The sequence below is a fragment of the Autumnicola aciditolerans genome (genome assembly GCF_041679265.1).
GTDB lineage: Bacteria > Bacteroidota > Bacteroidia > Flavobacteriales > Flavobacteriaceae > Autumnicola.
Window position 1 is genome coordinate 66,795 of record NZ_JBGFSM010000004.1, and the last position, 19,962, is coordinate 86,756.

A 19,962-nucleotide genomic window follows, 5' to 3' on the forward strand; every position below is an offset into this window, starting at 1 on the left:
GGGCTTTTAATTTCCAAATATTAAGCTTTAATATTGGCTTATTCTGTAAGCTTAAATGAATCCTGCAATTCTGCCTGAGAACTTCCTCCAACAAATACTTGGAAATCTCCAGGTTCCACAACAAATTCCCCTTTAGCATTGTAATATCCCAATTCTTTAGGAGTAAGTGAAAAATTCACTGTTTTCGTCTCTCCCACTGGAATTTCCACCAGTTCAAAACCTTTAAGTTCTCTTACCGGCCGTATTACGCTGGCATATAAATCCCGAATATAAAGCTGTACAACTTCCTTGCCGTCATAATTACCGGTATTAGTAACTTCTACGCTTACATTTATTTCACCATCAACAGGAGCTTCCTTTTTATCAAGCTTCAGGTTGCCATATTCAAAACTGGTATAACTAAGTCCGTAGCCAAACGGATAAAGAGGCGTATTCTCTTCATCGGTATAATGAGACCAGAAAACCATCTCGTCTGCAGCCTCATCGGGCCTTCCCGTATTTTGATGATTGTAATAAACCGGTACCTGCCCCACGCTTCTTGGGAAAGACATAGGCAATTTCCCACTGGGGTTATAATCTCCATAAAGTACCTGAGCCACGGCATTGCCGGTTTCTGTTCCCAGGTGCCATGCCTCTACGATTGCAGGAACATTTTCTGCAGCCCAGTCTATAGCCAAAGGCCTGCCATTATTAAGCACCAGTACCAGGTTTTTATTGGCTTCATAAACTTTTTCCAGCAATTCCTGTTGTACTCCCGGCAGGTCCAGGTTGGTACGGCTTCTGCCCTCACCGCTCTGGAACCCATGTTCTCCTGCAACCATAACCACCACATCGGCATCCCTGGCTGCTGCTATTGCCGCATCAAATCCGCTTTTATCGGTAGTATTGAAATTAAGTTCATTGATGAAGGTTACGCGGCCAGTTACAAGATCTGCACCTTTTTCAAAAACAAGTTCATTGCCTTTATAATTTTGCATTCCTTCAAGTACAGATACCGCCGTATTATCATCTGATGCAATTCTCCAGCTTCCAAGCGGGCTGTTCTTATCATTTGCCAAAGCGCCGATTACTGCAATTTTTTGTCCTTGCTTTTTAAGCGGCAGTAAATTATTTTCATTCTTCAAAAGAACGATAGATTTTTTAGCCATATCCAGCACTGCTTCATGATGAGCAGGATTACCAACAACTTCTTTCTCCCTTTCTTCGTCCAGATATTTGTAAGGATCATCAAAAAGGCCCAGTTCAAACTTCACCCTCAAAATTCTCCTTACCGCATCATCAATAAGCGCTTCATCAAGCTTGCCTTCTTTTACCAGGGAAACCAGTTCATTTACGTAGGCATAAGCCTCCATATCCATATCTACGCCGGCTTCGACAGCTTTTTTGGCTGCCATTTTCCTGTTTTCGGTATACCCGTGCATGGTCATCTCATCTATAGAGGCATAATCTGAAATCACAAAACCCTCAAAGCCCCATTTTTGCTTCAGGATATCCCTTAAAAGATGCTCACTGCCTGTAACCGGCTCTCCGTTCAGCACATTAAAACCATTCATAAAGGTCTTTACCCCGGCCTCTTCAGCAGCTTTAAAAGGAGGTAAAACAATATTATGGAGTGTTACTGTGCCAATTTCGGCTTTATTGTATTCCCTTCCTCCTTCAGCAAAACCGTAACCGGCAAAATGCTTTGCGGTTGCCGCAATGGTAAGCGGATTGGAAAGGTCGTCTCCCTGAAAGCCTTTTACCCTGGCCGCAGCAATTTTACTCCCCAGGTAAGGATCTTCCCCGGCACCTTCCATTACCCTGCCCCATCTTGCATCCCTGGAAATGTCTACCATGGGTGCAAAAGTCCAGTTAATACCAGAGGCAGCAGCCTCTGCAGCAGCAACTTCAGCCGACTTTCTTATAGCCTCCAGGTCCCAGCTTGCTGCTTCAGCTAAAGGAATAGGGCTTAGGGTTTTATAGCCATGAATAACATCAAAACCTATAATAAGCGGAATGCCCAGGCGTGTTTCATTTACCACGAGTTCCTGTACCGCCCTCACCTGCTTTACTCCGCGTACCGTAAGCATAGAGCCCACCAGGCCATTGCGGAGATCCTCATATTTTTCCTCAGCGCTTCCACCTTCAGGAGGCGGGCCGGTAACTTCCCAAAACCCATTGTACTGGTTCATCTGGCCTACCTTTTCTTCCAGCGTCATGATGTTTAAAAGGGAATCTATTTTAGTGGATATGGTATCCTTTTCATAAGCTAAAGTTTCCATGGGGGATTCTGTTCTTCTTTTATGATTATTAAAACTGAGCAGACCAATCACGCAAATAATCAGCACTGGGATATTGATAATCTTTTTCATACTTCTTTTTATTTTAGAATTTCATATTAATTATTTAAGAGCAGCCGCCGCAATGCCAGCCTTTGCTTTGCAAATCACCAAAATTGCAGTCCTTAGTGCCGGCGCTTTAAAATTCCTGCTTTCCGAAAATCTAGGCGCAAATAATACAAAATACTTCTTTTGTTCCTTAATTGCCTGCAGGCAGCAGGTACATATTTGGCAAATCATCGGCCAGGAGGATTTCTTCTTTTGCAATAAAATCCATAAAATCATCGTCTCCTTCAGCTCCCGGTACGGGAACAGCATAGGAATCTGAATAATTTTGCCAGAACATCATAAAGCCTATGTTAATTTCATTATTTGTAAGCAGGTTGTAAATATTTTCAGAATAAAAGTCTGGGGCAAGCGCAGTTTGTCCGGGAGTCACAAAATAGCCGGTTTCCGTAAGTGCAGCCACTTTAAACCTTTCTTTTGCCAAATCTGAAACTACTTTTAATTTTTGATTTGCAATTGCTATTCTGGATCCGTCCTGAGGAGAAACATCTCCATAATTATCCATTCCCAGAATATCTACATACTCATCTCCCGGATATCTTTCAAGGTAGCCAGATTTGGTAGTGTAGCTGTTATCCGGGGCAAAAGCATAAAGGATATTATGCACTCCTTTCTCGTCTCTAAGGTAATCCACGGTAAAACGCCATACACTTTTAAATTCTTCAGGCGTGCTCCAGGCAGCTCCCCACCAGAAAAAATCTTTTTCAAATTCATGAAACGGACGGAAGATGAATGGAATAAGATTCCCATCTTCCCCGGTTAGGTTATTTGCCACTTCTGCGATCTTATCTAATTTTCCTTTATAATATTCATGATTTGCACCGCCCGGAAGAATACTTTTAAAAGCATTATTCTTCTGGAATTCCGTCATTTCATCGGTATAAAAGGTTTGCCCCTCGTAAGGCTCCCTGAGATGCCAGGTGAAAGCATTCACCATTCCTTTGCTATATGCTTCCTTTACATCTGCAATGATGGTTTGTTCCTGTTGATAAAACCAATTAGAAGCCTGGCCGCTATTATTATCGTCGGTTATAAACATGAAATCTGAGCCAAGCATGCCCGGATCACTGCCGGTTAACTTTTTAAAATCTGAAAAACCATCATTGTCTTCATAAAACGCGTTAAAAGCATCCTGCTGGCCAACAATAAACTGGGTGTCTGATATCGCTTTAAGATGATAGAACAAGGCCACAGTTTCTTCAGTAGCTGAAGCATCTACCATATACCCCCTGGTTTCGCCGGGAGTAAAAGCATACGTTTCGGGAGTTTCCTCTTCGGGTTCTTCCGGCTCTGCCGGTTCCTCCGGCTGCTCGGGTTCAGGATCCGGGGTTTGCTCCACAGGATCTGGTTTTTCAACATCATCTTTACTACAGCCGGTGGAAAAAACCACAGCGGCCATTAACAGTACATAACTTAACTTCTTCATAATCTTATTTTTTTAAAAACATCATACAAGCTCTTGAATTGTGGTAAGGGGCCTTCCACATACTTACTTTATCTTCTTCGGGATAAGGCACATGGCCATTATTTACCCTAAAATGCCATTCTCCATTTTCGTGATCTATGAGATAGGTTTTGGTATAATTCCAAATATCATTTATAGCTTCTTCAAATGCAGGGTCATGCTCAACCCCGTTCGCAAAATCCAGGCCTACCATAGCTTCCATTTGGGGCCACCAGTGCCGGTCTTTGTCCAGCGCCCCGGTATCCAGATTGATCTCATTATATACCCCGCCGCTTTTCACGTAAGCTTCTTTAAGAAAAACCTTTGCCACTTTCACTGCTATTCCTTCTGCTTTTTTAAGAAGTTCAGGCTTGTCTAAGGGTTTTACAGCTTCAATAATAAGCCATACTGCTTCAATATCATGCCCGTAGGAAACTATATTATTCGTGCTATTCCATTCTTCATCAAAGAAGAGATGAAAATGGCTCTGCTGGCTGTTCAGGAACTTCTCCATAAATAAATGCACCAGGTTTTCCAGGGCTGCTCCTACTTTTTTGCTGCCGGTAACTTCTAAAAGCGTGGTATAAGCTTCAAGAACATGCAAATGTGTATTCATGGTTTTTGCTGAATTGTCCTCCTTTTCGCTTAATCGCACATCTTCAATTGGAGACCAGTTTGCCTTAAAAGCTTCCAGGTAGCCGTTATTTTTGGAATCTTTCCCATGACGCTCTATAAGATCGAAGAGCGATAATGCCCAATTTTTAGCCTCTTCATTTCCCGAAAGCCTGTAGTATTCTGAAAGCGCGTAAACGGCAAATGCCTGCGCATAGATCTGTTTCCTGGTATTGAGCGGAGTTCCAAGGTAATCCATCTCCCAAAAGACTCCGCCATGTTCTTTATCCTGAAAAAACTCCTTCAGGTATTTATAAGCCCTTTCAGCAAATTTGAGAGTACTTTTATCCTTTTTAAAATTACCAATAGCAGAAAAGGTCCAGAGCAGCCTTGTATTAAGGATGATCCCTTTAGGAGCATTGGGAACCAGCTTATTATAGTGGTCCCGTTTTCCAACAAAACCACCATTTTCTTCATCTATACTGAATTTTTCCCAGAACGCCTGAATGTTATCCAGTTCTTCTGATAATTCCTTTTTTAATATTTCGCGGGAGCTTACCTGCATTACTTTAATTCCTGATTTTTATCAACCTGTTTAATGATATTCTGAACGGAAGCTGCGGAAGTAAACTCATCCTGCGGGGTGTTTTTCACATAATCCACCAACCTTTGAACTGAAGAAACCGCCACATGAGAGCGCGTATCTGATGAAGCGTAATAAATGAAAACTTTACCATCTTCATCTGCAATCCATCCGTTTCCAAAAAGAACGTTTGGTACATCTCCCACGGTTTCCTGGTAATTGGGCGCCATAAAATAGCCCGCCGGCTGGTAGATCACCTTAGAAATATCCTGAAGGTCTGTCATAAAAAGATACAGGGTATAACGCAATCCACCTGCCGTATTTCTTACTCCGTGGGCAAGGTGCAGCCAGCCTTCTTCAGTTTTAATAGGGGCGGGCCCAAGCCCGTTTTTCATCTCGTAAATGGTGTGATAGGCTTTATGATTGATGATCTTTTCATCTTCCAGTACAGGGTTTTGAAGATCTTTTACATAGCCAAGGCCTATGCCGCCTCCTTTTCCAACTTCTATAAATCCATCCTGGGGCCGGGTGTAAAGCGCATATTTCCCGTTCACGAATTCCGGGTGCAATACCACATTTCTCTGCTGTCCGGAATTTGAAATTAAATCTGGCAGGCGCTCCCAGTTCACCAGGTCTTTGGTACGGGCAATCCCGGCATTGGCCACTGCAGCAGTAGTATCTTCCGGCTTGCTTTTATCTTTTCTTTCTGTACAAAAAACTCCGTAAATCCAGCCATCTTCATGCCTTGTAAGGCGCATATCATAGACGTTGGTATCGGGCTCATCGGTTTGAGGAAGTACAACCGGCTTTTCCCAGAATTTAAAATTATCTACCCCGTTTGGACTTTCGGCTATAGCGAAAAATGATTTACGGTCATTCCCTTCAACCCGAACAGCAAGCACATAATTGTCATTCCATTTCATTGCCCCGGGATTAAAAGCGGCATTTATCCCTATCCTTTCCAGCCCAAGCGGATTTGTTTCCGCATTAAAATCATAACGCCATTCCAACGGAGCGTGTTTTGCGGTAACTACCGGATTTTCATAACGTTCATATATCCCGTTGGAAAATTTTTCGGGTTGGTTTTTCTTTTCAATTAATTCCTGATGATTCTGCCTAAGACTATCGTAATTAGGGATTTTGGATTTCCCTTTTTGTTCTTTCAAATCCATTATTATTAATTTTTTCTTGTGATGTTTGGTTCGGTTTTAATCTTATCCCACCAGTTTTTCTTGAGAATAATAATGGTAATCACCAGAATTACACAGGAAATTACAAGTGGTACATTTTCGCGTAAAATGATGTAAAAAGGAATCACTACCAGTAAAGTCTGGCCTATTGTCCCTACCAGTACATTAAACATGTCCCTGGAAAAGGACTTATTCTTTTCAAAATTAGGGTCTTCCTTTTTTAATTTTTCATAAATAGGTTTCCAGAATCCCCATGGCCTTGTTTTACTATAAAAATCCATAAGCGTACGCTCATCTGTTGGCGGCGCTGAATACGTTCCCACTATGCTTCCAATAATGGAGATAAGGAGAATTACAGGAAAGTAGTAAAGGTCTAAAGTATCGGTAAAAATTGGAAATATGAGCGCAGGAATAATACCAGACAGCATTCCCCAGAAGTAGCCTTCTCCATTAAACCTCCACCAGTGCCATTTAAGCACGTTAGATACCACGTAGCTTCCATAAAGCGCAGAAACAATCCATTGCAAAATAGAATTTACATCCTGCACAAAGAAGCCTAAAATAATACTTATAATTACCACTGTAATCCCACTGGCATAATTCATCTTTTTAACTTTTGATGAAGAAGCTGTTGGATTCCTGTATTTTAAATAGATATCGTTCACCAGGTAGGCCTGCGCAGCATTAAGGGTTCCTGCAAAGGTAGACATGAAGGCAGCCAGCAATCCCGCAAGGAGTAACCCCAACAGCCCAACCGGCACAAATTGTTCTATGGCTGCAGGAAGTACTTTCTCAAAATCCAGTACTCCGGCAGTAGTTAGATCCAGTTGGTCATAAAACAGAATGGCGAGGATGGAAAAACCTCCAACCATAAGGTACCTTGTGGGCATTAGGGCAAAAATGGCAAAACCGCTCATTTTAGCCGCTTCAAGAGGTGATTTTGTAGATAAGATCTTCTGCATATCGTAATTTGGCGCAGGACCGGCAATACTGGCAAGTATTCCCTTAAACACCATTAGCATAAAGAAAATACCAAAAAGTGAATATTGATCTTCCACAATTTTAGTATTTACCTCATCAATGATCCCGCTCCAGTCCATATTTAATTCCCATCCAAAGAAGGGGTTCATCCAGCCATCAGGCACATTGAGGGTATTTTCTCCCAAAGCAAGATATGCTATAACGGCAATAGCAACTGAAGAAACAGTCATAATAGTGTACTGCAGTAAATCTGTCCAAACAATTCCAGACATCCCGCCTAAAACGGAATAGAAAACGGCGAACAGTGTAAAAACTGTTCCGTAGAAATGAGGAATGTAAGCAGGAGGAATATCAAAAGGAATGTAATTAGAAACAATTTCCCAGGGGATGAAGATCTCAACAAATTTCCCCAGGCCAATAAAGCCATATGCCAGGAAACCAAGACAGCTGAGGATGGCGAAAATCACGATAATGGTATGTGACCATCTCCCTCCCCTGCCGCTGCTAAACCGAAAAAGGATCCATTCGGCACCAGTGGTAACATTAGACCTCCTTAACCATGCAGAAAGGTAAACCATAAGGAAAACCTGGTTAAAAACCGGCCAGAGCCAGGGAATCCAGATACTTTTAAAGCCATATACAAAGGTTAAGGTAACCAGCCACATGGTCCCGGAGATATCAAACATGCCGGAAGCATTGGATAATCCCAGCATATACCAGGGCAGGTTTTTACCTCCCATTAAATAATCGTCCTTACTTTTTTGCGCTTTTTTACGTAGTGCCAGTCCTATTATAACTGTTCCAACCAGGTAGAGTAAAATTATTGCAATATCTAAGCCTTGTAGCATTCGGGTTTATCTTTTTAAAATCAGGAATTAATTATTGGAAATTTTTTCCACTTCATCCAAAAACAGTATATCATCGTAGCCTTCAAATTCCTTGAAATCCTCTTCAGAAATTTCACCTTTATAGGTAGCAAAATAATGCGATGGGCGTGCGTTCCTCCACAAAAGAACCCAGGCAATCCCGCTATCTTTTATTCCGGGGTACAAATATTGAGTCCACCAATTTTCATCCTGGCCAAAATTATTGTTCCCGGTTTCAGTTAGAGCATATGGCTTATCAGCCTGCCCTGCCTTCTCCTTTACCACCGCAAGATTGGATTTTAGGTTTTTCACAAAAACTTCGTTTCCCCCGTGGTTGTAAATATCTACACCAAGGATATCCACATACGCATCGCCGGGGTAATAGGTATTATACTCTTCCATTCCGGATATTATATTGGGCGAATAGGCATATAATAGATTATGTACCTTATTCTCCTGAAGCAAGGCTATGGTCTCCTTCCATAGCTGCTGGTATTCCTGCGGGGTGCAGTTGCCTTTGCCCCACCAAAACCAGGAACCATTCATTTCATGCCATGGCCGAAAAACTACTGCAATTGGATCTCCTTTCTCATCTTTGAGAGAATTGAAAAATACTGATAATCGTTTTATCCATAGCTCAAATTTCTCCCGTTGCTCTCCTCCTTTTAAAATAGAGGATACGGCCGAAGTATTATCCCAGGAACCTCCGTTTGTCACGGGATTATCGAGGTGCCAGCTAAAGGTAAAAATAGCTCCTTTACGATTCATCTTCTGGATATGATCTTTCATAAGTGAAAACGCCACGGTATCTAAATTGTAGGTATCACCCAACTCAATATGACCCAGGTCAAAACCCTGCACTGCCGGATATTTTCCAGTAACCTCTTCAATATCACTTCTTAAATTGGAAAATTTACCGGAGTGTTTCCAACCAATACCATAGGCAGTGGCATCCTGGTGACCAAATGCAATACCTTCTTTTTGTATTTCCTTTATAACATGATACAGTTCTTTAGCAGCGAGATCTGCATGTTTATCTACCACTTTTATAGACGAATAGTCAAGGTTTTTTGATGTGCCACAAGCTTGCAATAAAGCCAGCAAAGTAAAAAACGTAAAGAATTTGATAAAATTTTTCATATGCAATAGTCAAAATATGAAGATAAATGAAAAAATATTTTCATATTACTAAAAGCTTATAGTATATTTATCATCAGCTTTTTTATGAAAAGTATTTTTAACATAAAATTTCTTAAAGAATCCCAAAAATAGGATACTTCAAATTACTATATTAATATGATATTATCATTTAATAATAAAATTATATAATATTTTTTCGAATGTATAAAGATATTCACCGGGAAATCACCCAACTTTCTCCTGAAGACAGCTTTCTTGTTTTTGATCGCGTTAAAGATGACTTTGATTTCCCCATTCACTTTCACCCGGAATACGAACTTAATTTTATAGCTAATGGAAAAGGGGTAAGAAGAATTGTTGGGGACAGCATGGAAGAAATAGATAATATTGAACTGGTGCTTGTAGGGCCAAATCTTCAGCATGGCTGGGAGCTTCATAATTGCAAAAATAAGGATATACATGAGGTAACCATTCATTTCCATAATGACCTTTTTGATCCAAAATTGCTAAGCAGGAGAATTATGAAGCCAATTAAAGACATGTTTGACAGGTCTGCGCATGGTATACTATTTTCAGCTAAAATTTCAGAAGAAATAAAACCAAAGATCCTCAGGTTATCAAAGATAGACAGCATAGATTACTTTCTGGAACTTATCTCTGTGCTGCACGATCTCGCCAATTCCAGGAAGCAGCGCCTTTTATCTACGTATGTATCTCAAAATAAAGATTTTGAAAACAGCGATAAGATCAAAACCATTTACGAATATGTACAGGAAAATTATCAAAACAAGATAAGCCTGAATGAAATGGCAGCACTAATAAATATGAGTCCTGTATCCTTTAACAGGTTCATTAAAAAAAGGACTGGCAAGACCTTTATAGAATATGTAAATGATACCAGGATAGGCTATGCTGCCCGGTGGCTTATTGAAAAAGATCTCAGCATCGCTGAAGTCGCATTTAAATGTGGCTTTAATAATATTGCAAATTTTAATCGTGTCTTTAAAAAAACAAAAAACTGTACCCCAAGCCAATACAGAGAGGAATTTAGCGGAATTAAAAGAGTGCTATAACAATCAATACTATATTATCAAAACCATGAAAACAAAATATCAACTTTCACTTTTACTATTCCACCTCCTCTTTATGATTAGCTGCTCAGTGGCGCAGGAAAATGATTCCGCAACACCAGAAATGGGACAGGAGGAACAAATAACAGAGGAAGAAAATTTCCCCAATGAAGAAGAAGAAGAAGAAGAAGAAGAAGAAGGATCCATTAGCAATGGAAATTTTGTTTCTGAACACGGGCAGCTACATATAGAAGGAAATAAACTGCTGGATAAAAACAATGATGATATCCAGCTAAGAGGCATGTCCCTCTTCTGGAGCCAGTGGGAACCGGAATTTTATAATTATGAAACTATAAAAAATCTTACAGAAGACTGGAACATAACCGTGATTAGAGCGGCAATGGCTGTGGAAAACGGAGGCTATCTTGAAAACCCGGAAAAGGAAAAACAAAAAATTTATGATGTTATTGATGCCGCCATAGCTATGGGAATTTATGTTATTGTGGACTGGCATGATCACCATGCGCATGAACACCAGGAGGCTGCAGTTAATTTTTTTACTGAATTAGCTGAAAAATACGGCAGCACCCCTAACCTTTTGTATGAAACTTTTAATGAACCTATGGAAGTTTCGTGGAGTGACGTCCTGAAACCTTACCATACCGCTGTAATCACTGCAATACGAGCGGAAGACCCAGATAATGTTATTATTTGCGGAACACCCAGATGGTCTCAGCGTGTAGACCTTGCTGCCAAAGATCCTTTAAATTTTGAGAATATCGCTTATACCCTTCACTATTACGCCGCCACCCATAAAGCGGACTTAAGAGAAGTTGCCAGGCAAGCTATTAATAACGGATTACCAATTTTTATAACCGAATTTGGCACTACAAAGGCTAATGGTGATGAAATTGTAGACAAGGAAGAATCTGTGATTTGGTGGGATTTCGCCAAAGAAAACAATCTTTCCTGGTGCAACTGGTCTATAGCCGATAAAGATGAAAAATCCGCCGCCCTGCTTCCCGGCACCACCCCGGAAGATTTAAAGGAACCAGAAGTTCTAACCGAATCAGGCAAAATTGTTAAAGAACGATTAAAGGAGGAAGAATGACAAAAAAATAATCGCCTAAGGAGCGATTCTACAAAACAATCCTAAAATTTAACATTTAAATTTAATAATATTAAAACCATACAGGCCTTTATCACGTAAATAATAGAGGTAAAGTACATACAATAAGGGGTCAATGGCATTTTTTTCCGGTTTAAATACCTGATTATGATGCCTGGCAATAGAAAAAATATCACAACTAAATGATAAAATAATATTAACCAAGGCTTAACTTTACTCCTAATTTTGGGAATTATAAAAAAAAAGGACTGTATTTTAGCAATGTTCTTATCTATGAGGAGGAAAAATCCTAAACTCATAATTGTTTAAACAATTCAAACAATTCTATTCTTATGTACATTAAATTACCAAGAAGTAAAAGCTGGCTAAACCGGAGAGGCAAAATGCTATTCTTCGCAGCTTTTTGTTTAATTACGCAATTAGTTGCGGCACAGGACGCCGTAACAGGTGTTGTAACGGATTCCCAGGGAGTTCCTCTGCTTGGGGTGAATGTTATTGAAAAGGGAACAAACAACGGTACAACCACTAATTTTGATGGTGAATTCGAAATCGTTGTAGGCGACACCGGCACGCTGGTCTTTAGTTTTGTGGGCTTTCTATCCCAGGAAATTAACGTTTCTGCCGGAGAAGAAATTAGCGTTACGCTAGATGAAGATTCCCAAAGTCTTGAAGAAGTAGTGGTCATAGGTTATGGTACACAGCTTCAAGAAGATATTAGTGGTTCTGTATCCAGAATTAGCGCAGAGGAATTTGAAAATGTTCCTCAGGTAAGTGTGGACCAATTGATGCAGGGTCGTGCAGCAGGTGTAGCCGTTACCAAAAACTCAGGCCAGCCTGGGGCTGCAGTATCTGTAAGAATTCGTGGGGTAAACTCCATTACAGGTTCAAGTGAACCTCTTTACATTATTGATGGTGTCCCGGTTTCAGGAGAAGCTGGTTCAGAAGGTTTAAGCCCTCTTGCCGCTTTAAACCCAAATGACATTGAATCTGTAAACGTTCTTAAAGACGCATCTGCAACCGCTATTTATGGATCCAGGGGATCTAACGGGGTGGTATTGATTACTACCAAGAAGGGTAAAATAGGAAAAAGTAATTTATCCTATAGCGGCTATATAGCTGTACAGCGTCCAACCAACAAACTGGATGTGATGAACCTTCAGCAGTATGCTACTCACCAGAACAATGTTGCTGCCATTTACGAACTAGATCCTCAAATGGAGTTCCTTAATCCAAGCTTATTAGGACCTGGAACAGACTGGCAGGCAGAGATTTTTGATGATGCGCTTCAGCAAAATCACCAGATTTCCTTCTCAGGAGCTCAGGAAGATATTAATTACTTTATTTCTTCTTCCTACACAGATCAGGAAGGTACTGTTATTGGATCTGCTTTTGACAGGCTAACGGTGAGGGCAAATATTAATGCCAATATTAAAGACTGGATTAAAACCGGTATTAATATTACTGCCAGTAGAACCAATGATCAAATTACTTTGAACAATGCCAGCAACGGTATTATCTCTTTGTCGCTGCTTAACAACCCGGCAACCGCTGTATATAATCCAGATGGTTCTTTTGCGGGTCCTGTGACTGCAGATGAAATTGCCTATGGTACAAGAAACCCAATTGCGGAGGCTCTAAGCATCCAAAATACAGTGGAAAGAAACCGTGTTCTCGGAAATATCTTCCTGGAATTTGATTTACCGTATAATTTCTCATTCAGAACAGAGCTAGGTGGAGATTTCGGGAATACCTTAAGAGACAGGTTCCAACCTACTTACTCCTATGGTAACATTGAAAGTGGCCAAAATCAATATAGTGCCACAAGAGAGAACAGTGACTTCTGGATCATGAAAAACTTGTTAACTTACACTAATACCTTTAACGAAGACCATGATCTTACGGTCCTTTTGGGACAGGAAGTTCAGGAGTCCAGCTGGCAGGGAGTAACTGCCCAGGATGGAAGATTTGTAAGCAACAGCCTACCCGTACTTGGGCAGGGTAACGCCAATGATCTTGTAGACCAGTATATTGGGAGTTCTGCCCTGGAGTCTTATTTTGGTAGGGCCATTTACTCCTATAGTAACAGGTATAACGTAACGGCTTCCCTTAGAGCAGATGGGTCTTCTAAATTTGCTGAAGGTAATAAATGGGGATATTTCCCATCGGTTTCAGCATCCTGGAGAATTTCTAACGAATCTTTTATGGAAGATTTCGAAACCCTCCAGAATATTAAGCTATACGGAGGTTATGGGGAAGTTGGAAATCAAAACATTCCTAATTTCGCCTATGGGGTAAGACTTACTCCTATCTCAACAGGTTTGGGAACAGGATTTGAGTACGCCAACTATAAGAACGAAGACCTTACCTGGGAATCGTCTACACAGACTAACCTTGGTATAGATTTTGCGCTATTTAACTCCAGGTTGAATACAACAGTAGAGGTTTATAACAAAGTGTCTAAAGACTTCCTTTTCCAATTTGCCAGTACAGATTTCATTACTGGTGGTGCATCTCCGGGAGCTATACAAGCACCGTATATAAATTTAGGAGAAATGGTGAATAAAGGTATAGACGTAACTTTAAGCTATAACACCATTGGAGATTCTGATTTTAACTGGAGCTCTACCCTTACATTTTCTCATTACAAAAATGAAGTAACCAAACTGTTAGGAGATCTTGTAATTAACCAGGCACTTTATATAAGTGATTCTAACCAGAACATTACCTTAACACAAGTAGGTGAACCTGTTGGGATGTTCTACGGATATCAGGTAGAAGGCCTTTTTAGAACTACTGCAGATTTAGAAAATGCCCCAATACAGTTTGGCAGACCGGTTGATGACGCGTTATTTGGAACTACCTGGTTAGGAGATATTAAATACAAAGATGTGAATGGAGATGGCGTGGTAGATAGTGATGACCGTACAGTAATTGGTAATCCACATCCAGACTTTACCTTTGGTTTCCAGAACAATTTCTCTTATAAAAACTTTGACCTGAGCGTATTCCTGCAAGGATCTTATGGAAACGACATCTTTAATGGTGTAAAGCGTACATTAACCGCGGGAAGTAGCTATTATGTTAATCAGTTTCCAATAGTATTGGATTACTACAATATTAATAACACAGACGGGCAGCAACCAAGATTGGTAAGGGGTAGTGAGGCAAACCCAAACATCCGTATCTCAGACAGGTATATTGATGATGGTTCTTACTTAAGGGTTCAGAACTTAACCCTTGGATATACTCTTCCATCTGATGTTAGCGAAAGATTACATCTTAATAATCTTAAAATCTATGGAAGTGTTCAAAACCTTTATACCCTTACAAACTACGAGGGATACGATCCTGAAGTAGGTACTTTTAATCAAAACACCCTGTTGATGGGAGTAGATAATGGACGATACCCATCTCCAAGGACTTTTACATTAGGACTGAATGTCGAATTATAAAAAAAATATGATGAAGAATTATTTTAAATCTAAGATTTTAGTTGTAGTTGCGGCTGTTTTTTGCTTCGCATCTTGCAGTGAAGATTTCCTGGACAGACCGCCGGAAGATTCTTATAACGTGGAGGAATTCTATTCTACCAATGCTGAAGTTGCTGCTGCTGCAAATCACCTTTATTCCCGACCATGGTTTAACTTTGTGAGCAATGTTTCCTGGGGAATTGGAGAACTTAGTTCCGGGAATGCCCGTACATGGGATGCCCGAAACTCAGAGTTTGGAACTTTTGCCATTACCGGTGCTCATGGTACCCTTACCCAGGCATGGGAGAGCCTTTATGCGGTTATTGCCCAGGCAAACTCAGTAATAAATACCTTACCTACAAATGTAAGTGCAGACATATCTGAGGATGTAACCAATAACTCTGTTGCAGAAGCAAGGATGATAAGGGCTACTGCCTATTTCTACCTGGTACGTATTTTTGGATCGGTTCCAATTATTGAAGATAATACCCAATATGTATTGGACCCACAGGTTCCACGTAACCGTGTAGAAGACATTTACCAGTTCATCACAATGGATCTTGAGTATGCTGTTGAAAATCTTTACGACAGGACTTCTAACCCAAATTATGAAGTAGGACGTGTTTCCAGTAATTCTGCTAAAGCTATGCTTGCAAAAGTGTATCTGTACGAAGAAAACTGGGATATGGCTTATCAATTATCTAATGAAGTTATAAATTCCGGCGCCTTTAGCCTTATGGAAGATTATAATGATCTTTTCCTTCTTGAAAATGATAACAATGTAGAATCTGTTTTTGCTTTGCAGTGGACTGATTCCGGTAGTTATTCTGAAGGAAATGCACTGCAGTCTTTCTATGGTTCATCAGGGATTACTGGTTTCGCTGACGGATGGTCCGCATTAGGGCCCTCAATTAGCTTACAGGAAGCCTATGAAGAAGGTGACCGTAGATACTATGCTACCATTATGGAACCAGGTGCTTATTATCCTGATCTAAACGGTGGATATACCGTTCCTGAAAGTACAAACTTCCAGGGAACCGGAGTAGGAATTAAAAAATATGTAGTAGGTAATGTTGGTGGTGCTCAGCAAAGTTATCCAAACAACACTTACATTATGCGATATGCAGAAGTATTGTTAATTAAAGCTGAAGCCGCTATCAAAGGTGGAGGCCCGGCTAACGAAGGATTACAAGCTCTTAACGAGGTTCGTGAAAGAGCAGAGCTGGATCCTTTGGATTCCTATACTTTTGAAGATGTTTTCCATGAGAGAAGAGTTGAATTAGCTCTGGAAGGAGAATTCTGGTATGACGTAGTAAGACAGGGACCTGATTTTGCTGTAGACTTTCTTGCAGACCAGGAAAAAGGTACCTATGATCAAAGCGTTACCCCTGCAGTAGTGACTTCAGAGAAGTTCACTCCTACTATGGATGACCTTTTATTTCCTTATCCTACAAACGAGATCCAGAACAACCCTGCGTTGTTGGAAGAACCTGTGCCTTACGACTTTAATCAAAGTGAAGATCAGGAGTAATTAATCTAATAATCTGAATTATGAAAAATATATTTTTTAACAAAAAAGGATTTTACCCGCTCCTGTTACTGGCATTGGTTTTTTCAACAGTTTCCTGCGAAAGTGAGTTTGATGTAGACGAAATTGAAGGAGGGAATGAACCACCTGTAATTGAAAGCGTTAGTGAAGTACAGGAGGACATTCCTGTTACACAAGGGGTACTTGAGAATACCTATATTGTAAGAGGTAAAAACTTTGCCACACTTACAGAAATATACATTAACGGGATGCGGGCAGGATTTAATCCAGCCCTCACTACAGATAATTTAACCTTTGTTACTATTCCGGAAGAAGCACCTTATGTGGGCCAGGAAAACAAGTTAAGGTTTGTAAATCTGGCCGGAGAGTCATCTTATGATTTCTCTCTGCTTACCATTGAGGACTTTACAGAAGCCACTACTGAAGATGGAATAAAAACTGTGACGCTCACCGGTGGTGATTTTACAGAAACTTCTTCTGTACTTTTTGTATCAGGAACTGAAGAAGCGGGGAACCTTGTAGAAAGACCTGCTGAAATTCTATCAGTTTCAGAAACAGAAGTAACTGTTGCTGTACCAGACGGGGTAGAACAGGCATATATTTATGTTGAAACTGCCAGAGGTGCTGTAGCACAATCTGACTCTTATGGATTTAGTTATTCAATTTACATAGACTCTCTTAACGAAGACTGGACAATGAGCCAATGGGGTGGTACTTACGACCTACAGGTTACAAATCCTGCACTTGGACAATATTCCATCCAAAGTGTTAGAGAAGGTTGGTCTGGACTAACTTTTAATCCTACAACACCAATTTCTTTTACCGAGTACGATGCTATAACTGTTTCAATATATGGAACCGGTGACCCGGGAGATATGGTAAATGTTGCTTTAAATGATTTTGCCGCAACAGTAGGGGTTGAACTTGTACCAAACCAATGGACTAAATTTGTTATCCCATTATCAGATTTCTATCCAAATGGAGGAGCTCCTGCTACTATTACCAGGATAGACTTCCAGGAAGCATCTAATACAGGAAAACCGCAATACATCTTCTACGTGGATGACTTTGGATTCCTATAGTCAATTGCGTACGTAAGAAGAATTCAACTTAATGAATAAAGAAGGAACCAGGGAATCTGGAGTGTTAGATTCCCTGGAAACTTTCGAGTTCAAAAACAACATTAGAAAATGAAAATAATAAAACTACAATATCTATTATTGTTCGCAATAGTGGCGAGCCTTTACTCCTGCGACGATGATGATGAACTCTATCCACAACTTGGGGAAGATCCCAGGAACCTGAATGAAATCCTTTCGGAAACTCCAGACCTTTCTGTTTTATACCAGGCAATTGTAGCAGCAGATCTTGATTCCACTTTAAGAGAGACCAGTACTTATACGGTTTTTGCTCCTACAAATGCAGCTTTTGAAGGGGTGGATCTATCTTCCCTTTCTGAAGAAGAAAGGCAAAATGTCTTGCTTAACCATGTGATCAATACTACCACTGCTGACTTTGCCTCTACCTTTTCTACAGGGTATTTATCTACAATGGCAACAGGACCCGAGGAAACCAATCTTAGCATTTATGTAAATACCAGCAATGGAATTACTTTGAACCAGGATGTTTCCCTTGTTCCAAATTCTTCAGATGTAGGCTCTACTAACGGGGTGCTTCACGTGGTAGACGGAATACTAATGCCTCCCTCTGTTTTAGATCATGCTGAAGCAAATCCTGAATTTTCCACTTTTACTGAAGCTGTGGAAATGGCCGGCCTTACCGATGCGCTTTCTGTTATGGAAGTTACTGATACTGAAAACCCTAACTATCCTCTAACAGTATTTGTTCCTACCAATGCAGCATTTGAAAATTTAATGATGCAATTAAACGGAGCCTTTGGATGGTCCAGTCTTAGTGATATTCCTACAGATGTTTTAAAAGAAATTTTACAATATCATGTAATCGGAGGTGAAAATTTAGTTGCTGAAACTCTTGCCAATACAGAACAAACTCCAATGCTTGGAGAAACTTTCTCTATAGATGCAGACGGTGTTATCTCAGATGCCAGCTACTCCACTTCTAATGTTACTACGGCCGATATCCAGGGAACCAACGGCGTAATTCATGCCATAGATAAAGTTTTACTTCCAAATGATGTTTTCCAGAGCATTCTTGATGAAACTTTAAATCTTAAAGACAGGCTTGAGGACAGAGGCTATACTTCTTTTCTTGCAGCTGCAGAAAAAGCTGGCTTAACAAGTTCTTTGGAGACAGAAGAATTAACTGTTTTTGTCCCATCCAATGAAGCTTTCAACACTTTCTTATCTACAATCGAGAATTTTGATAGCCTGGACGATTTTGAAACTCCGGAAGAAATTGAATTGCTTAAAAGTGTACTGGAGTACCACTTACATGCCGGTACAGTGATGAGCAGCGCTTTAACAGATGGTGCATTATCTACTGTTCAGGGAGACGAATTAACTGTAGAGACCGGCGCAGGAAGGCTTGTACCTTCTTATGAGTATGCTCCTAACGCAAACTTGCAAACCACCAATATTGGTGCGATGAACGGGGTGATACACCAGATTGGTAATGTATTGGTTTCCGCTGAAGATGCAGCTGCACTGGGTTATCCGGTACCTGCTACAGGCGCTCCTGAGTTTGCTTTGCCTGTTTATTATGATACTGTAGAATCTGGCTTCCAGGATTCCTGGGATGGCTGGGGAGGAACCTACACCTTTAATAATACAGAAAACGTATCTAACGGTAGCAACTCTATAAAACTAGAATACGAAGCAGGATCTTATGGTGCTATCCAGATTGGTGGCCCCAGTCCTACTCCGGATATTTCTTCTTACACCACCTTCCACTTCTCAGCTTACGGTGCACCAGGATCTGGTACAACAAATGTGTTGGTATCTTTGTGTGACTGTGATGCAGGAGTAGAAATTCAGGTAGAAGAAGGAGAATGGACTACTTACTCTATTCCAATCAGTAATTTTACTGATACCTCATTAGGTGCTATAAGGTTTAAAAACAATGACGAAGCGGCCAGCACCATTTATGTTGATGATATAGGTTTTGATTTAATGGCTCCAGCTGCTCCCAGCTTTGCCTTGCCTGTCTATTATGATGAAGGTACAGAATCTGGTTTCAACGATACCTGGGATGGTTGGGGAGGCACCTATACCTGGGCAAGTACAGAACAGGTTCAGGATGGTACCACAGCTGTTAAGCTGGAATATGATGCAGACTCCTATGGCGCAATGCAAATAGGTGGTGCAGATCCTATTCCGGATCTTTCAGGATACTCTACCTTTAACTTCTCTGCTTACGGAGCTCCTGGCTCGGGAACTAAAACCCTTCTGGTATCCCTTTGTGGATGTGATGCAGGAGTAGAAGTTCAGGTAGTGGAAGGAGAATGGACAGATTTTAGCATACCTTTATCCAGCTTCACCGACACTTCTTTAGGAGAAATAAGGATAAAAAACAATGTAAGTGACTCCTATACCATATATGTGGATAACATAGGATTCAATTAAAA

12 protein-coding genes are annotated in these 19,962 nt (G+C 40.6%); 6 read left to right on the forward strand and 6 right to left on the reverse strand.

What is annotated here, in order from left to right:
- Positions 1 to 38: 38 nt before the first annotated feature.
- The 6 genes from bglX to AB8M93_RS05240 all read right to left on the reverse strand — a co-directional run bounded on the left by bglX (position 39) and on the right by AB8M93_RS05240 (position 9,200).
- Positions 39 to 2,351, reverse strand: a complete 2,313-nt coding sequence (gene bglX, locus AB8M93_RS05215) for a beta-glucosidase BglX (RefSeq protein WP_373056519.1) — start codon at positions 2,349 to 2,351, stop codon at positions 39 to 41.
- A gap of 166 nt (positions 2,352 to 2,517) precedes the next feature.
- Positions 2,518 to 3,810 carry a glycoside hydrolase family 26 protein gene (locus tag AB8M93_RS05220; protein ID WP_373056520.1) on the reverse strand — a complete coding sequence of 431 codons (1,293 nt, stop codon included), beginning with the start codon at positions 3,808 to 3,810 and terminating at the stop codon, positions 2,518 to 2,520.
- Positions 3,811 to 3,814: 4 nt separating this feature from the next.
- Positions 3,815 to 5,005, reverse strand: coding sequence for an AGE family epimerase/isomerase (locus tag AB8M93_RS05225; protein WP_373056521.1), 1,191 nt, complete (start codon positions 5,003 to 5,005; stop codon positions 3,815 to 3,817).
- Entirely contained in the window at positions 5,005 to 6,195 is a 1,191-nt protein-coding gene (locus tag AB8M93_RS05230) for a glycoside hydrolase family 130 protein (protein WP_373056522.1), read from the reverse strand. Before AB8M93_RS05230 ends, AB8M93_RS05225 begins: the two co-directional genes overlap by 1 nt.
- A 5-nt stretch (positions 6,196 to 6,200) precedes the next feature.
- Complete coding sequence (locus AB8M93_RS05235) at positions 6,201 to 8,042, reverse strand: sodium:solute symporter family protein (RefSeq protein ID WP_373056523.1); 1,842 nt, start codon at positions 8,040 to 8,042, stop codon at positions 6,201 to 6,203.
- Positions 8,043 to 8,069: 27 nt separating this feature from the next.
- Positions 8,070 to 9,200, reverse strand: coding sequence for a glycoside hydrolase family 26 protein (locus tag AB8M93_RS05240; RefSeq protein WP_373056524.1), 1,131 nt, complete (start codon positions 9,198 to 9,200; stop codon positions 8,070 to 8,072).
- A 200-nt stretch (positions 9,201 to 9,400) separates the two neighbouring features.
- Here AB8M93_RS05240 and AB8M93_RS05245 point away from each other — a divergent pair, with 200 nt between their 5' ends.
- From AB8M93_RS05245 to AB8M93_RS05270, 6 genes are all read left to right on the forward strand, one after another.
- Complete coding sequence (locus AB8M93_RS05245) at positions 9,401 to 10,273, forward strand: AraC family transcriptional regulator (RefSeq protein ID WP_373056525.1); 873 nt, start codon at positions 9,401 to 9,403, stop codon at positions 10,271 to 10,273.
- A 25-nt stretch (positions 10,274 to 10,298) separates the two neighbouring features.
- On the forward strand, positions 10,299 to 11,381 hold the full coding sequence (locus tag AB8M93_RS05250) for a glycoside hydrolase family 5 protein (protein WP_373056526.1): 1,083 nt from the start codon (positions 10,299 to 10,301) through the stop codon (positions 11,379 to 11,381).
- Positions 11,382 to 11,731: 350 nt separating this feature from the next.
- On the forward strand, positions 11,732 to 14,851 hold the full coding sequence (locus AB8M93_RS05255) for a SusC/RagA family TonB-linked outer membrane protein (protein ID WP_373056527.1): 3,120 nt from the start codon (positions 11,732 to 11,734) through the stop codon (positions 14,849 to 14,851).
- Positions 14,852 to 14,858: 7 nt separating this feature from the next.
- Positions 14,859 to 16,400 (forward strand): RagB/SusD family nutrient uptake outer membrane protein, encoded by a 1,542-nt coding sequence (locus tag AB8M93_RS05260; RefSeq protein WP_373056528.1) that lies wholly within the window; start codon positions 14,859 to 14,861, stop codon positions 16,398 to 16,400.
- A 20-nt stretch (positions 16,401 to 16,420) separates the two neighbouring features.
- Positions 16,421 to 17,500, forward strand: a complete 1,080-nt coding sequence (locus AB8M93_RS05265) for a hypothetical protein (RefSeq protein WP_373056529.1) — start codon at positions 16,421 to 16,423, stop codon at positions 17,498 to 17,500.
- 108 nt (positions 17,501 to 17,608) lie between these two features.
- A complete protein-coding gene (locus tag AB8M93_RS05270) occupies positions 17,609 to 19,960 on the forward strand; it encodes a fasciclin domain-containing protein (RefSeq protein WP_373056530.1) in 2,352 nt (783 codons plus the stop codon).
- The last annotated feature ends 2 nt before the right edge of the window (positions 19,961 to 19,962 follow it).

Coding starts and splice junctions, on each gene's coding strand:
- bglX (WP_373056519.1), bottom strand. CDS start 2,351: ATGAAAAAGATTATCAATATCCCAGTGCTGATTATTTGCGTGATTGGT.
- AB8M93_RS05220 (WP_373056520.1), bottom strand. CDS start 3,810: ATGAAGAAGTTAAGTTATGTACTGTTAATGGCCGCTGTGGTTTTTTCC.
- AB8M93_RS05225 (WP_373056521.1), bottom strand. CDS start 5,005: ATGCAGGTAAGCTCCCGCGAAATATTAAAAAAGGAATTATCAGAAGAA.
- AB8M93_RS05230 (WP_373056522.1), bottom strand. CDS start 6,195: ATGGATTTGAAAGAACAAAAAGGGAAATCCAAAATCCCTAATTACGAT.
- AB8M93_RS05235 (WP_373056523.1), bottom strand. CDS start 8,042: ATGCTACAAGGCTTAGATATTGCAATAATTTTACTCTACCTGGTTGGA.
- AB8M93_RS05240 (WP_373056524.1), bottom strand. CDS start 9,200: ATGAAAAATTTTATCAAATTCTTTACGTTTTTTACTTTGCTGGCTTTA.
- AB8M93_RS05245 (WP_373056525.1), top strand. CDS start 9,401: ATGTATAAAGATATTCACCGGGAAATCACCCAACTTTCTCCTGAAGAC.
- AB8M93_RS05250 (WP_373056526.1), top strand. CDS start 10,299: ATGAAAACAAAATATCAACTTTCACTTTTACTATTCCACCTCCTCTTT.
- AB8M93_RS05255 (WP_373056527.1), top strand. CDS start 11,732: ATGTACATTAAATTACCAAGAAGTAAAAGCTGGCTAAACCGGAGAGGC.
- AB8M93_RS05260 (WP_373056528.1), top strand. CDS start 14,859: ATGATGAAGAATTATTTTAAATCTAAGATTTTAGTTGTAGTTGCGGCT.
- AB8M93_RS05265 (WP_373056529.1), top strand. CDS start 16,421: ATGAAAAATATATTTTTTAACAAAAAAGGATTTTACCCGCTCCTGTTA.
- AB8M93_RS05270 (WP_373056530.1), top strand. CDS start 17,609: ATGAAAATAATAAAACTACAATATCTATTATTGTTCGCAATAGTGGCG.